We start from the raw sequence: 13,507 nt of genomic DNA on the forward strand, positions 1-13,507 counted from the left end.
CGTCTGTTGCCGGCGCGCTACTGACCATCCCGTTCTCAGACGCGATATTCCTTCGGGTCGAGAAAATCCGCCAGACACGACCCCACCCGCAATGCCTGCTCGCGCGCGTCGCCGCGATAGTCGCCCTCGCCCGCTCCTTCGATGGTGGCGATCGGTGCCGCACGGTCGCGGTGATAGACGAATGCGGTCGACAGCCAGCGCGTCTGGCCGGGCGCCTGACTTTCCATCGTCTCCACGCGGAACTCGCCGCAATAGCCGTGGATCAATGTGCGTCGAAGTGTCTTGTGCGTCATGCGCGCAGTATCGCCACGCAGAGTTGAAGATCACGTGGAAACGCAGTGCGGGCCGCACTGCGCATCCACAGCGCCTGTTCTATACGATGAGGAAAAGAGGCTAGAAATCCATGCCGGCATTTCGCATCGCAAAGCGTCAAAACAGCAAGCGACCGACGCAGCAAAACGTCAGGCAGTCGGCAGCTGCAGAGCAAATCAGATCGAAGGGAGGTGTTGCGGTGATCGGCAGCGCGAAGGTACAACCCACTTGCGCTGCGAGACTGAAGAAATGGTGGCCGAGGACGGAATCGAACCGCCGACACGGGGATTTTCAATCCCCTGCTCTACCAACTGAGCTACTCGGCCACTAACCCAACACTGTTGCCAGCGTTGCGAGGACGCGCATCATAGCGAGCAGGCGCAGTTTGAGCAAGCGTTGTGACGAACTTTGTTGCAGCGCTGCGTCGGAGCCTGCGTTTCTTGCGCAGGTTCACGCCGCGCGGCAGGGGCGATGGCCTAGCCTGCCCGCGTCAACCGGAGATCGTCATGCGCCTGCCCCGCCTGCTGCTGTCGCTTGTCCTGCTGCCACTGACGGCGGTTGCGCAGCAACCGGTGCGTGCAGTGACGCAACTGGACATCTCGCGCTATGCCGGGCAATGGCATGAAATCGCGCATCTGCCGGTCTCGTTCCAGAGAAAGTGCCGCAGCGACATCACCGCCAGCTACACCTTGCGCGACGACGGCCTGATCGGCGTGCGCAATGGCTGCCGTACCGCCGATGGCAGCCTGACCCAGGCCGAGGGCGTGGCGAAACCGGTGGATGGCCACGCCGGACAGTTGCAGGTGCGCTTTGCGCCCGAATGGTTGAGCTGGTTGCCGCTGGTGTGGGCCGACTATTGGGTGATCGCGCTCGACCCGGATTACCAATGGGCGGTGGTCGGCGAGCCGGATCGTAACTACCTGTGGATCCTGTCGCGCTCGCCACAGATGCCGCGCGCGCAGTTCGAGCAGCTCAAGGCGCAGGCCGCGCAGATGGGCTACGACCTGTCGCCACTGATCGTTGCAGCGCCATTGCTGTGAGCTGGCTTGCTGTGAGCTAGGGCGCCGGCTGACCGGCAGCGCAGCAACCGCGCCGGCGGCAAGGCGGCATCCGTACTGCGTAGTATTCTTGGCGCCGCCTCACATCCGCCAAGGACTCACTTCCATGCGTGCCTATCGCCTTCTGATCGTGTCGCTAGCCTGCGGCCTGCTGCTGAGCGCCTGCGGTGGCGCGGTCCGCCGCGTGTCCGAGCCGGCGGCCAGCATCCAGCAGCTCACCGTGCGTGCCGACGGATCCTGGTCGGTGGACCTGCGCCTGCAGAACTACAGCAGCATCCCGATGCAGTTCGAGCGTGTGGCGCTGGAAATTTCTGCCGGCGAACAGGTCGCCGGCAAGCTCGACCAGGCGGTGGGGATCTCGATCGGCCCGGAAACCGCCGATGTGGTGACCGTCACCCTGCAACCCACCTCCCTGGGCCGCATCACCGTGGCCGATGTGCTCGCCAGCGGCCGCTCGCTGCCGTACTCGCTCAAGGGCACGGTCTGGGCCACCCCGCAGGACAAGAAACAACGCGAGTTCGCGGTCGAATCGCGCAACACGCTCAGCCCGGCCCCCGGCCTCAACGGCGTGCTGCGCTGACGCGCACGCCTCCCGCACCGTCTTTCGTAAGGATTCCGCATGAGCAGCTACAGCGCCCCACTGACCGACTTCCGCTTCGCCCTGCACGACGTGCTCGGTGCCGAAGCCTTGTTCGCCCGGCTTGGCTATGGCGACGCCAGCGCCGACATCATCGACGCGGTGCTCGAAGAAGCCGGCCGCTTCACCACCCAGGTGCTGGCGCCGCTCAACAGCGTCGGCGATGAAATCGGCTGCGCGTTCGACAAGAGCAGCCACGCGGTCACCACCCCGCCCGGCTTCCGCGCGGCGTACGACCAGTTCGTGGCAGGCGGCTGGAACGGGCTGACTTCCGAGCCGGAGTTCGGTGGCCAGGGCATGCCGCACACCCTGGGCGTGCCGCTGAGCGAAATGATCAACTCGGCCAACCTGGCCTGGGGCAACTTCCCGCTGCTCTCGCACGGCGCCAGCGAAGCGCTGCGTCAGCACGGCGAGGCTTGGCAGCAGGAGGCGTTTCTCAAGCCGCTGACCGACGGCCGCTGGACAGGCACCATGTGCCTGACCGAGCCGCATTGCGGCACCGACCTGGGCCTGCTCAAGACCCGCGCCGAACCCAATGCCGATGGCAGCTACGCCATCACCGGCACCAAGATCTTCATCACCGCCGGCGAGCACGACCTCACCGATAACATCGTGCATCTGGTGCTGGCCAAACTGCCCGACGCCCCGGCCGGTGCCAAGGGCATCTCGCTGTTCGTCACCCCCAAATTCAAGGTAGACCGCGACGGCACGGTGGGCGAGCGTAATGCGCTGCATTGCGGCTCGATCGAGCACAAGATGGGCATCAAGGGCTCGGTGACCTGCGTGATGAACTTCGAAGGCGCGCAGGGCTATCTGGTCGGCCAGCCGCACAAGGGCCTGCAGGCGATGTTTACGATGATGAACACCGCGCGCCTGAGCGTGGGCCTGCAAGGCATCGGTCTGTCCGAGCGCGCCTATCAGAACGCCCTGCGCTACACCCGCGAGCGCCTGCAGTCGCGCGCGCTCAGCGGCGCCAAATTCCCCGATAAACCGGCCGACCCGATCATCGTGCACCCGGACGTGCGCCGCATGCTGCTGACCATCAAGTCGCTGACCGAAGGCAGCCGTCTGCTGGCGCTGCATGCGGCCAGCCTGGTCGATGTGTCGCACCGCGGCGGCAGCGAACAGGAACGCACCGATGCCGAGACCCTGGTGAGCTTCCTCACCCCGATCTCCAAGGCCTGCCAGACCGAATGGTCGATCGAAAATACTTACCATGCGCTGCAGTGCTTCGGCGGCCACGGCTATATCCGCGAATACGGCATGGAGCAGCTGGCCCGCGATGCCCGCATCACCACCATCTACGAAGGCACCACCGGCATCCAGGCGCTGGATCTGATCGGCCGCAAGACCGCCGCCAGCCAGGCCGCCGGGCTCAAGCTGTTCCTTGCCGATGTGGAAACCTTCGCCAATGCGCAGGAAGGCAACGCCGCACTGGCCGAGTTCATCACGCCTTTGCGCGACAAGTGCAGCGAATGGGCCATGCTGACCCGCGATGTACTGGACCGCGCCGCGCGCAATCCGGACGAACTGGGCGCCGCCAGCTACGACTATCTGTTCTATTCCGGCTACGTGGTGCTGGCGTACTGGTGGGCGCGCAGCGTTGCGGCGGCGGATGCATCCGCACACAGCGACGCTTTCAAGCGTGCAAAACGCGAAACCGCACGTTTCTACTTCGCCCGCATCCTGCCGCGCACATTGACCCATGCCGCCACCATCCGCAGCGGTGCCGCCCCGCTGATGACGCTGGAAGCGGAGCTGTTCGGCGAAGCCTGAGCAGCCACGCCGCATCGCGGGCTGCCGCCGTCGTAGGAGCGGACCTGGCCGCGATGAGGTGATACCGATCGGCAAGACGTCGCGCCCGGGTGCGCTCCTACGGGTAAACAGCGCGGGATTCCGTTGCTTTCGTAGGAGCGGACCTGGCCGCGATGAGGCGGTACCGATCGACAAGACGTCGCGCCCAGGTGCGCTCCTAGGGGTAACCAAAGCCTTCGACGCGTCCGAAGATTGATCCCGCAGCACGTCGGCATCGCGGCCTAGCGAGTAATCACTGAGCCATTCGTTGCAAGACACGCGCCAACGGCGTTCGCTGCGATACACAAACTGTCAACGATCGGGTATAAGCTGTTTTCCCGATGGAGACAGACACGCACGCTCGTGATGTGATCGTCCCCGGAGGCATCTCTGCCCCGGTCGCGGGCAGCGCTGTCGCTGCGATCCAGCAACTTCCCACTTTGCGCCTGCTTTCCCTCGATGCGCATGGCCGCGTGCTGGACTGGATCAACTGGCAGGATGCGGCCTGCCTGTATGCCCGCGGTGCGGTGTCCTGGACGCTGGGCGAGCCGTGCATGCAGATCCACGGCGGCATTTCGCGGCTGACCGGCGAGCGCAGCACGCTGGAGCTGCACCCGATCATCGCTGCACGCGGCCACGCCCGCTCGCGTGCGCTGGACCCGACCCCGACCTTGAGCAACACCGCGTTGTTCGCACGCGATTCGCAGCTGTGCATGTATTGCGGCCAGCACTTCAGCCGCCCGCATCTGACCCGCGATCACGTCATGCCGGTCTCCAAGGGCGGGCGCGACAGCTGGGAGAACGTGGTCACCGCCTGCTTCCAGTGCAACTCGCGCAAGGCCAACCGCACGCCACAGCAGGCGCACATGCCGCTGCTGGCGGTGCCGTATCGGCCGAGCTGGATCGAGCATCTGATCCTGTCCAACCGCAACATCCTGTCCGATCAGATGGCCTTCCTGCGCGCGCAGCTGCCGAAGCGTTCGAAGCTGTCGCTGTAAGCCTGGTTGACTGCGCTGGCACACGCAACGACGAACTGAACGACGCCAACAACGCTAGCGACGCCAGCCGCTGGAACTGATGCTGCGCCATCGTGCAAGCGATTGATGCACCCGTGACGAGGGTGGTCATCCATCAAAGCCTCGCCTGACTTGGCTTGCGTTGCATGCGACGCTGCGGTGCCCTCGTGGATGACGCCACAGAGCAGCGGTCACCGCTTCAGCCGAGAGCACGTTCCGCGCCTGCCCACCCATCGAGTGCGCGACCCACCAACAGCGGCACCAACACTGGCCGCGACGCGCCACTTGCGTATTGCTGAGTGCGGGCTGCGGTAAACGCAACGTACCGCCTCCAGGGTGCGGCAGATTGCCGCAGGCAGCAGCAACGCCCGCGCAGGCCAGCAGCGACGGTGCGCCCGACCATCACCACCCGCTGACAGCTGAACCGGTTTGCTTGCCGGGCCTTCGCATGGGGAGGACAATATAGCTTCAGAACATTGACACGATGATGATCGACTCCACCCGCTACCCGCGTCTGTCCCGCATCCAGACCCCCGACGATCTTCGCAGCTTCGACGAAGCCGAGCTTGCGGCGATCGCCGAGGAGCTGCGTGCCTATCTCATCGAATCGGTCGGCAAAAGCGGCGGGCATTTCGCGGCGGGCCTGGGCGTGATCGAACTCACCGTCGCCCTGCACTACCTGTATCAGACCCCGGTCGATCAGCTGGTGTGGGACGTCGGGCATCAGACCTACCCGCACAAGATCCTCACCGGCCGTCGCGACCAGATTCATACGGTCAAGCAGAAGGACGGCGTGGCGCCGTTTCCCAAGCGCGAAGAAAGCATCTACGACACCTTCGGCGTGGGCCATTCGTCCACCTCGATTTCGGCCGCGCTCGGCATGGCCATCGCCGCGCAGCGCAATGGCGACGACCGTAAGGTCGTTGCGGTGATCGGCGATGGCGCGATGACCGCCGGCATGGTCTACGAGGCGCTCAACCACGCTGGCGGCATGGACCCGGAACCCAACCTGCTGGTGATCCTCAACGACAACCGTATGTCGATCTCCGAAGCGGTGGGCGGGTTGACCAAGATGCTGGGCCGCGCCAGCGGCAGCCGCACGCTCAACGCCATCCGCGAAGGCGGCAAGAAGATCCTCGGCGACAAGAAGAACAACCCCACTGCGCGCTTCGTGCGGCGCTGGGAAGAACACTGGAAAGGCATGTTCGTGCCCTCCACGCTGTTCGAGGAAATGGGCTTCCATTACACCGGCCCCATCGATGGCCACGACCTGCCCGGCCTGGTCGGCGCGCTCAAGACGCTGAAGACCCTCAAGGGTCCGCAGCTGCTGCACGTGATCACCACCAAGGGCAAGGGCTACGAGCTGGCCGAAGGCGACCAGATCGGCTATCACGCGGTCGGCCCGTTCGATCCAAGCAAGGGACTGGTGGCCAAGACCGGCGCCAAGAAGCCGACCTACACCGATGTCTTCAGCGACTGGGTCTGCGACATGGCCGCCGCCGAGCCCAAGCTGCTGGTGATCACCCCGGCGATGCGCGAAGGCTCGGGCCTGGTGCGTTTCAGCAAGGAATACCCGCAGCGCTACTTCGATGTGGCCATTGCCGAGCAGCACGCGGTCACGCTGGCCGCCGGCATGGCGACCCAGGGCGCCAAGCCCGTGGTGGCGATCTATTCCACCTTCCTGCAACGCGGTTACGACCAGCTGGTGCACGACGTGGCGGTGCAGAAACTGGATGTCTTGTTCGCGATCGATCGCGGCGGCGTGGTCGGCCCCGATGGCGCCACCCATGCCGGAAATCTCGATCTGAGCTTCCTGCGCTGCGTGCCGCACATGGTGGTGATGGCACCGGCCGACGAAGCCGAGTGCCGCCAGATGCTGAGTACCGGTGTGCGTTACGAAGGCCCGGCGGCAGTGCGCTACCCGCGCGGCACCGGCCCCGGCGTAGCGCTCGACGCAGCGCTGACCACCCTGCCGATCGGCAAGGCGCAATTGCGCCACAGCGGCACGCGCATCGCGCTGCTAGGCTTTGGTGTCACCGTGGAAGCAGCAGAAGCGGTCGGCCGCGAACTGGGACTGAGCGTGGTCAACATGCGCTTCGTCAAACCGCTGGACAAGGCGCTGCTGCTGGAGCTGGCCAAGACCCACGATTGCTTCGTCACCATCGAAGACAACGTCGTCGCCGGTGGCGCCGGCTCGGGCGTGGCCGAACTGCTCAATGCCGAAGCGATCACCATGCCCATGCTGCACCTGGGCCTGCCGGACAGCTTCCAGCATCACGCCAGCCGCGAAGACCTGCTGGCCGAAGCCGGCATCGACCAGGCCGGCATCCGCGCCGCCGTGCTCAAGCGTTGGCCGCAACTGATGGCCGGTAGCACCGCACCGCGTAACGCTGCTGCAGGTTAAGCGCGGCGCCACCCACACGACCGGGTTCGCCGGTCGTGTGGGTACGCTTGGTAAGCGCGATTTTCAGATGATCGGTGCGCGCGACCTGCTCGCGCAGATGTTGGTCGAACGACGATTGCTCGCATCAGTGTGTTAGCCACGCCAAGGCGTGCGATGCGTTCTGCGTGTGCTGTGTCCAGCGTGCGATGGATGATCTCGATGCGACGCCTGCGCGGCGACGGATACATCGCACCGGTTCGCTATCCGCCTGCAGACCCTGCGCGACTCGGTCACCGGCATCCGCAGCGACAGCGACAGCGACAGCGACAGCGACAGCGACGAAGCTAACGCATTGAAAGAAGCATCGCTTTCATAAGCAGCTGCACCAATGCGCATTGCATCCTCACAATCAACGCAGGCGATGCATCACACCTGGGCTGCAATGCCGTCGATGCCGTCGTCGCTCGGTTCAGTTCCCGTCTGCGCGAAGGCCTCCACCAGCCGCACGATGCGCGCCTGCACAGCGACCTGCTGCAACTCCGCCTGCAGGCGCAGCACGCCCGAGGGCGGCCCCGCCGCCGTCAGCGCCTCGCTCAGCACCTGCGGCAATGCACTCAGCTCGCGCAGCCATGTTGCGGCGCCTGCGGCGTGCAGACGCGCCGCATGATCGAACTGGTCGTAGTCCAGCGGATACACGATCGACGGCAATCCCGCGGCCAGGCAGGCATACACAATGCCGGCACCACCGTGGTGCACGACCAGATCGTAGCGATGCAGATGCTGCGCATAATCCACATACGGCAGTCTCAGATAATTGCCCTGCCCTGGCTGGTAAGGCGCACTCGTATCGCCATCGCTGAAGTGAAAGATCACCTCGGGAAACTGCGGCGCCAGCGCGCGCAGCACGCCATCCATGCGCTGCTTGACCCATTGCAGATGCGTGCCCAGCGTGATCAGCACATGCCGATGACCAGGGACGAATTGGGGTGCTACCACCGTGGAAGGCGGCGTGCACAACTGCGGCCCCACGAAGCGCAGCGCCGCCGGCCAGCGCTGCGCGAATTCGAACGACGGCAGCCCCAACGCCAGAATGCACTGCGGCGAATACACCGCCTCGCTGCGATCGCTTCGGTAGAGCGCCGGCAAGCCGCAGGCGCGCATCTGGCGCCGATAGCAGGCATGCAGGCTGCGCTTGAATCCGCGGGTGAGCCGCCGCGCCAGCGCATGCCAGGCACGCTGACGCAGGTGGGTTGCAGGCAGCAACCCACCGAAATAGGCGGGGGGGCCGTCGGAGGTTTCGATCACGCAAGGCGACGGCATGCTGGTCCACCACGCAATCCCCATGGCCTGCGCTGTCAGCCCGGCGCTGGGCAGGGTGAAATCGACGATGACCAGATCCGGCCGTCGCTCGCTCCAGCGCTGCTGCAGTGCAGTGCCCACACGTGCCATCAGGCCGAGCGCATCGTGCAGCTGTCGGCGTAGACGCAACGGGTGATGGCCCACGGCGTGTGGTGGGTTGGCGATCTGCAGCAAGACGCGATCGGCCTGCGCGTCCAGCACGCTTGCCGCGTGCACCCCGCAGGCAGCGATACGCGCCTGCGCCGCCGGGGTGCTGATGACCTGGACGTCATGCCGGGCCGCGAGTTGACGCGCAATGGCCAGAATCGGATGCAGATGACCACTGTACGGCGGCGCGATCAGATCAATCCGCATCCGCGCTGCTCCGCAGGGTGTGCTCGACCTCGGCAACAAAGGCCTGGCAGCTGGCTAGCACCGCTGCATCGCGCAGATAGTCCATGTGACCGCAGGCCGGCGTCAGCTCAACCGTAGCATCGAACAACGCGCGTGAGATCCAGTCGCCCTGCCCTTGCACCACCCGCAAGTCACCGAATGTCGCAGGCGTGCGACAAACCGGGCCGTATGCAAACACGGCCAGCCGCGCGCGTAGCGCCTGCGGCAACTGCAGTGCTGTCAGCAACTGCAGCCCGCAACTGCCGGCCAGCAGTACCGTCATCGGCGCCTGCTGCAACAGTGCACCGACCCGCACGCGCTCGGCCTCTGCAACGCGACCGGCACGCGCCTGCAGATAGTGGCGCGCGTTGGACAGACTCGCACGCCATAGCGGCGTGCGCCGATGCGGGGCACTGTCCGGCCAGTACGGGTAATTGCACGCGATCAATCGTCGGCGCGCGCCTTGCAGCGCGTGCAGAAATTCGTGTTGTTCTGCACTCAAGGCGCAACGTGTCGGGTCGCTTTGCCCGGTCAGGAAGGCGATCTGCAGCAGCGCGGCGTCACTGCGCACGAAAGCACCCGTTCGATAACACGCGGTACCGGCGGGTGCGCCAGCGAATGGTGCGCACCAACGCGGCATGCAGCAGATGCAGCGGTTGCAGACACTCGGCGCACAGCGACAACAGCGGGCGATGCCGCAGTGCACCGGTCGCGCGCCATTGCACGGCGCACAACAGCAACGCACGCAGCACCACCGTGGCAACAACACCTGCCAGCACCCACCACGAAGGCCAGAGGCAGGCGCCGATCGATATTGCAACCAGCAAGAGCGGCGGCAAGCCCTGCAAGAGACCGATGGCACTGCGCGTGCGCACACGTTGTTGCCGAAGCAGGATCAAGGCGAACAACATCCAGCGATGCATCTGCCGCGCGTAGCTGTGCAGATCCGGCATTGCAGTGCGCATCGCCACTGGCGCCGTGGATTGCCACAGGCGCCCGCCGCGTTCGCGCACCAGCGTGGCAACCGCCAGATCGTCGGTCAGTTGCTCCAGCAACGTGGCAAAGCCGCCCCAGGCACGCAGTTGCGCCGTGCGCGCGGCGTAGCACATGCCGTTGATGGTCAGCGGCGCGGCGAACGGCAGCCAGCCGAGATAGGTGAGCGCGGCATTGTTGTTGACGAACTGCGACAGCAGGCGGCCGGCCAAGGTATCGCTGTCGCAGTAGTACGGCAATGCGGTCACCACGTCGGCATGGCTCAGATCCTGCAACAGCTGCACCAGGGCGGCTTCGCTCAGCTGCGCATCGTCGTCCAGGATCAGACAGATCGGCGCCTGCACCTGGGCAAGCACGTACTCGAGCTTCCACGCCTTGGGATTGATGTTGGCCGGCGCTGCGGGCACCAGCATCCGTGTGATACGCACCTGCGGATATTCCACGACCAATGCATCTGCGACCGAATTCCCCGCCACATCGTCCGCGTCCAGTAGCCACCAGAACTGCGCGTGCGGCAGCGCCTGCAGATTGGCCGCCAGCACGCTGTGCAAATGCGCATCGCCGCCAAGGATCGGCTGCAGGATTGCCACCTCGGCCTGGGTAGCGGCAAGCCCGCGTGCTGGCCGTGCGCGCGCGTCACGCATGACCCACAGCGCCGCGCCCGCCTTCACCACCAGCAGGCTCAGATACAGCGCGGCCAAGGCGAGCACGGCTACACCCATTGCGCCGCCTGCCAGCGCACGAAGGCCTCGATGCCGTCTTCCACGCCCACGCTGGGCGCCCCAAGATCGGCAAGCGTGCGTTGCGGATTGAAGGTCTTGGAGTAGGCGAACGCACCGACGCCAAACCGCGTGATCGGCGGCTCGCTGCGTAACCGCAGCACGCGATAAAGACCTTCCACCACGCTGGCCATGCGCAGCGCGGTACCGATGCGCACTTCGCGTTGCGGCAACGGCAGTTGCAGGCGCGTCAGCACATCCAGCACCGTTTGCTGCAGATCCACCGGCTGCGCGTTGGTGAGGTTGTAGGCGCGCTGCAGTTGCGGTGCAGTGGCCGCGCGGTAGAGGTAGTCGCAGAGCGTGTCGATATAGATCAGATCGCCGATCACCGGCTGGGTCTGGCCGACAAAGCGCGGCAACGCGCCCTTGCGCGCAGCGGCGATCACACGCGGGAACAACACCGTGTCGCCCGGCCCGAATACCGCGCGCGGGCGCAACACCGATGTCTGACCCGGATAGCGCTCCAGCAAGGTTTCGCCGAGGTATTTGGTGTGGGCGTAGGTGTTGACGAAGTGCGGGCCGATGGGGCTGTCTTCATCCAGATCGTATTGATGCGCCTCGCGGTAAAACACCGAGCTGGAGGACACGTACAGCAACCGTGGGCAGCCGTTGCGCATGCAGAAATCGATGACATTGGCGGTGGCATGCACGTTGTGCAGCTGGAACTGCGCGCGACTCCCCCACGGGGATGCCAGTGCCGCCGCGTGGATCACCACATCCGGCCGCCAGTCCAGCGAAAACGGTTGGCTCAGATCGATGCGGTGATAGTTGGGTAATTCGCTGGCACGACGCCCGATGCCGTGAATCTCCACACCGGCTTGCCCCTGGAAACGGCGCAGGAACGCGCCGCCGACAAAACCGGATGCGCCGGTCACGAGAATGCGCAGGCTCATCGCCACTCCGGTTGGTAACGGTCAAGACTGGGTTGGCAATGCGAGGGCAGGATCGCCAGCTCCGGATGCGCCTGCGACAACCCATGCAACTGCTGCACGGTGCGCCGGAACGCGCTCCAGTCGTGCATCAGCAAATGCGTGGGCCACGCCGGCCACTGCAACGTTGCCCAGGTGGCCGACGACCACACCGCATCTGCGCAGAGCAGCACCTCGCGGTCATGCTGGTCGCGTAGCCACAGGCCCATTTGTCCGGGTACGTGGCCGGGCAACGGCACGGCAAGCACGCTGCCGTCTTCGAACAGATCGTATGCGGTGCCCAGGCCCTTCCAGGCGCTGCTCAGCTCGCGCTGCGGCGCCTGCTCGGCAAACTGCAGGCGTTGATCGAAATCTTCCGGCAGTAGCTGCGGCAGCAAGGCACGGCGCAATCCCCCCAGGCGCGAGCAACTGCGCAGTTGCTGGTAGTCCGCACGCAGACAGAGGAAGCGTGCGTTTGGCAGATCGCGTAAACCGCCCACGTGGTCGGCGTGGAAATGCGAAATCAGGCACCAGGCAATGTCGTCCAGCTGCAGGTCGCGACGTGCCAGCTGCGCGCGCAGGGTTTCGTGCGTGGGCAAGGTCACCGGGGTGGTCCAGCGGTACAGGCGCTCCGGCCAGGGATCGGTGGCCTGGAAAAAATGCGTGGCGTAGCCGGTGTCGTAGAGCATCGCTCCGCGTTGCGGATGCCGGATCAACACGCTCAACGCGGGAAATTCCACCGCATGCCAATGGCCGTCTGCACGCACCATGCGCTCGCAATGCCGGCAGTGGCCGACGCGCAACAGTTCGAGAGAAACGCGCACGCGCATCAGTAGCGCAACACCATGCCGCCGATCGCCAGACCGGCGCCGGTGCCGAGTAGCGCAAACACTTCGCCGCGCTGCAGTTGCCCATCGACGCAGGCGTGATGCAAGGCATGCGGGAGCGAAGCGGCTACCTGGTTGCCGGTGGCGTGCAGGATGCGCACGACCTGATCGCTGCGTAGCCCCAGCGCGCGCACCACGTGATCCAGGCCGCCACCGGAGGCCTGATGCGGTACCAGATAGCGCAGTTGCGCCGCGGTGATGCCGGCATCGTGCAGCAACTGTTCCCAGAACGCCGGCAGCTGCCGCGCGGCAAAGCGGTAGGCGCTGCGCCCATCCATCCAGAATGCGCGCGATGCGTCGACTGCACTGTCCTGCTCATGCGCTGCGCGGGTTCCGCCGCCGCGAATGCGGCAGACATCTGCGCCGCTGCCATAACTGGACAGGCGACTGGACAGCAAGGCCGAGCCATCATCGGCGCTGCTGCGCCCGACCACCACGGCCGCGGCGCCATCGCCGAACAGACCGGCGGTGGCCGGTACTGCCTCGTCCAGGCCGGCCGATGCGACTTCGCTGGAAACGATCAGCACGCGTCGGTAGCGGCCCAGCGCCAGCGCATTGGCGGCCATGTCCAGCGCAACCACAAAGCTCAGGCAGGTTGCATTGACGTCGAAGGCAGGGATGCCGGAATCGCCCAGCCCCAGTGCGCGCTGGATCAGCACCGCCTGGCACGGAATGGGCTGCTCCATCACGCTGCAGGCAGAGATCAGGCAATCGATCTGGCTGCTGTCGATGCCCGCGTTGGCCAGTGCCTGCTGTGCGGCGGCGGCCCCCATCGACGATGCGGTCTCGCCCTCGCCCACGTAATGGCGCGTGGCGACACCCAGGCGCGCAAAGGTGGTGCCGGCCGGCAACTGCCAGCGCGCGTCCAGCGCGTGCGAAGTGACTTCCCTGGCCGGGAGGTGGCGCCCGGTACCGAGGATGCGCAGCGGCAGTGCGTTCAACGCGGAGCTCTCAGTGAACAAGGCGCGCAGCATACCGTGGCTGGCTGGGCTGGCCTAACCCGAGGTGA

At 65.6% G+C, this 13,507-nt stretch carries 12 protein-coding genes and 1 tRNA gene; 5 read left to right on the plus strand and 8 right to left on the minus strand.

Annotated features, from left to right (window positions below; genetic code table 11):
- Positions 1 to 35: 35 nt before the first annotated feature.
- The gene (locus ACCQ06_RS14105; protein WP_104616376.1) at positions 36 to 293 is read right to left on the minus strand and encodes a hypothetical protein; all 258 of its coding nucleotides are present in this window, start codon (positions 291 to 293) and stop codon (positions 36 to 38) included.
- A gap of 269 nt (positions 294 to 562) precedes the next feature.
- Positions 563 to 638, minus strand: a tRNA-Phe gene (locus tag ACCQ06_RS14110).
- A 180-nt stretch (positions 639 to 818) separates the two neighbouring features.
- Between ACCQ06_RS14110 and ACCQ06_RS14115 the strand changes: the two genes are divergently transcribed.
- The 5 genes from ACCQ06_RS14115 to dxs all read left to right on the plus strand — a co-directional run bounded on the left by ACCQ06_RS14115 (position 819) and on the right by dxs (position 7,221).
- Positions 819 to 1,352 carry a lipocalin family protein gene (locus ACCQ06_RS14115; protein ID WP_316686529.1) on the plus strand — a complete coding sequence of 178 codons (534 nt, stop codon included), beginning with the start codon at positions 819 to 821 and terminating at the stop codon, positions 1,350 to 1,352.
- Between the two features lie 124 nt (positions 1,353 to 1,476).
- Complete coding sequence (locus tag ACCQ06_RS14120) at positions 1,477 to 1,950, plus strand: LEA/WHy family protein (protein ID WP_228325031.1); 474 nt, start codon at positions 1,477 to 1,479, stop codon at positions 1,948 to 1,950.
- Positions 1,951 to 1,989: 39 nt separating this feature from the next.
- Positions 1,990 to 3,783 carry an acyl-CoA dehydrogenase C-terminal domain-containing protein gene (locus tag ACCQ06_RS14125; RefSeq protein ID WP_316686532.1) on the plus strand — a complete coding sequence of 598 codons (1,794 nt, stop codon included), beginning with the start codon at positions 1,990 to 1,992 and terminating at the stop codon, positions 3,781 to 3,783.
- A gap of 359 nt (positions 3,784 to 4,142) precedes the next feature.
- Complete coding sequence (locus ACCQ06_RS14130) at positions 4,143 to 4,799, plus strand: HNH endonuclease (protein WP_104616380.1); 657 nt, start codon at positions 4,143 to 4,145, stop codon at positions 4,797 to 4,799.
- Between the two features lie 505 nt (positions 4,800 to 5,304).
- A complete protein-coding gene (dxs, locus tag ACCQ06_RS14135; protein ID WP_316692601.1) occupies positions 5,305 to 7,221 on the plus strand; it encodes a 1-deoxy-D-xylulose-5-phosphate synthase in 1,917 nt (638 codons plus the stop codon).
- Between the two features lie 405 nt (positions 7,222 to 7,626).
- On the opposite strand, the gene ACCQ06_RS14140 is transcribed toward dxs, so the two are convergent.
- The 6 genes from ACCQ06_RS14140 to ACCQ06_RS14165 are packed head-to-tail and all read right to left on the minus strand — an operon-like array spanning position 7,627 to position 13,472.
- Positions 7,627 to 8,913 carry a glycosyltransferase gene (locus tag ACCQ06_RS14140; RefSeq protein WP_316686535.1) on the minus strand — a complete coding sequence of 429 codons (1,287 nt, stop codon included), beginning with the start codon at positions 8,911 to 8,913 and terminating at the stop codon, positions 7,627 to 7,629.
- Positions 8,903 to 9,571: a hypothetical protein gene (locus ACCQ06_RS14145; RefSeq protein WP_228325028.1), complete on the minus strand. Its 669-nt coding sequence runs from the start codon at positions 9,569 to 9,571 to the stop codon at positions 8,903 to 8,905. Before ACCQ06_RS14145 ends, ACCQ06_RS14140 begins: the two co-directional genes overlap by 11 nt.
- Positions 9,492 to 10,646: a glycosyltransferase gene (locus ACCQ06_RS14150; protein ID WP_316686538.1), complete on the minus strand. Its 1,155-nt coding sequence runs from the start codon at positions 10,644 to 10,646 to the stop codon at positions 9,492 to 9,494. Before ACCQ06_RS14150 ends, ACCQ06_RS14145 begins: the two co-directional genes overlap by 80 nt.
- Complete coding sequence (locus tag ACCQ06_RS14155; RefSeq protein WP_228325026.1) at positions 10,637 to 11,596, minus strand: NAD-dependent epimerase/dehydratase family protein; 960 nt, start codon at positions 11,594 to 11,596, stop codon at positions 10,637 to 10,639. Before ACCQ06_RS14155 ends, ACCQ06_RS14150 begins: the two co-directional genes overlap by 10 nt.
- On the minus strand, positions 11,593 to 12,441 hold the full coding sequence (locus ACCQ06_RS14160; protein WP_316686540.1) for an MBL fold metallo-hydrolase: 849 nt from the start codon (positions 12,439 to 12,441) through the stop codon (positions 11,593 to 11,595). The genes ACCQ06_RS14155 and ACCQ06_RS14160 overlap by 4 nt, the downstream gene beginning before the upstream one ends.
- A complete protein-coding gene (locus ACCQ06_RS14165; RefSeq protein WP_170068662.1) occupies positions 12,441 to 13,472 on the minus strand; it encodes a 3-oxoacyl-[acyl-carrier-protein] synthase III C-terminal domain-containing protein in 1,032 nt (343 codons plus the stop codon). Before ACCQ06_RS14165 ends, ACCQ06_RS14160 begins: the two co-directional genes overlap by 1 nt.
- Positions 13,473 to 13,507: the final 35 nt, after the last annotated feature.

The sequence above is a fragment of the Xanthomonas sp. NCPPB 4467 genome, from assembly GCF_041475665.2.
GTDB lineage: Bacteria > Pseudomonadota > Gammaproteobacteria > Xanthomonadales > Xanthomonadaceae > Xanthomonas > Xanthomonas dyei.

What these genes read in the sequence shown, in the direction of transcription:
- dxs (WP_316692601.1), top strand. Translation starts at nt 5,305, where the DNA reads ATGATCGACTCCACCCGCTACCCGCGTCTGTCCCGCATCCAGACCCCC.
- ACCQ06_RS14155 (WP_228325026.1), bottom strand. Translation starts at nt 11,596, where the DNA reads ATGAGCCTGCGCATTCTCGTGACCGGCGCATCCGGTTTTGTCGGCGGC.
- ACCQ06_RS14160 (WP_316686540.1), bottom strand. Translation starts at nt 12,441, where the DNA reads ATGCGCGTGCGCGTTTCTCTCGAACTGTTGCGCGTCGGCCACTGCCGG.
- ACCQ06_RS14140 (WP_316686535.1), bottom strand. Translation starts at nt 8,913, where the DNA reads ATGCGGATTGATCTGATCGCGCCGCCGTACAGTGGTCATCTGCATCCG.
- ACCQ06_RS14115 (WP_316686529.1), top strand. Translation starts at nt 819, where the DNA reads ATGCGCCTGCCCCGCCTGCTGCTGTCGCTTGTCCTGCTGCCACTGACG.
- ACCQ06_RS14130 (WP_104616380.1), top strand. Translation starts at nt 4,143, where the DNA reads ATGGAGACAGACACGCACGCTCGTGATGTGATCGTCCCCGGAGGCATC.
- ACCQ06_RS14145 (WP_228325028.1), bottom strand. Translation starts at nt 9,571, where the DNA reads ATGCCGCGTTGGTGCGCACCATTCGCTGGCGCACCCGCCGGTACCGCG.
- ACCQ06_RS14165 (WP_170068662.1), bottom strand. Translation starts at nt 13,472, where the DNA reads ATGCTGCGCGCCTTGTTCACTGAGAGCTCCGCGTTGAACGCACTGCCG.
- ACCQ06_RS14150 (WP_316686538.1), bottom strand. Translation starts at nt 10,646, where the DNA reads ATGGGTGTAGCCGTGCTCGCCTTGGCCGCGCTGTATCTGAGCCTGCTG.
- ACCQ06_RS14120 (WP_228325031.1), top strand. Translation starts at nt 1,477, where the DNA reads ATGCGTGCCTATCGCCTTCTGATCGTGTCGCTAGCCTGCGGCCTGCTG.
- ACCQ06_RS14125 (WP_316686532.1), top strand. Translation starts at nt 1,990, where the DNA reads ATGAGCAGCTACAGCGCCCCACTGACCGACTTCCGCTTCGCCCTGCAC.
- ACCQ06_RS14105 (WP_104616376.1), bottom strand. Translation starts at nt 293, where the DNA reads ATGACGCACAAGACACTTCGACGCACATTGATCCACGGCTATTGCGGC.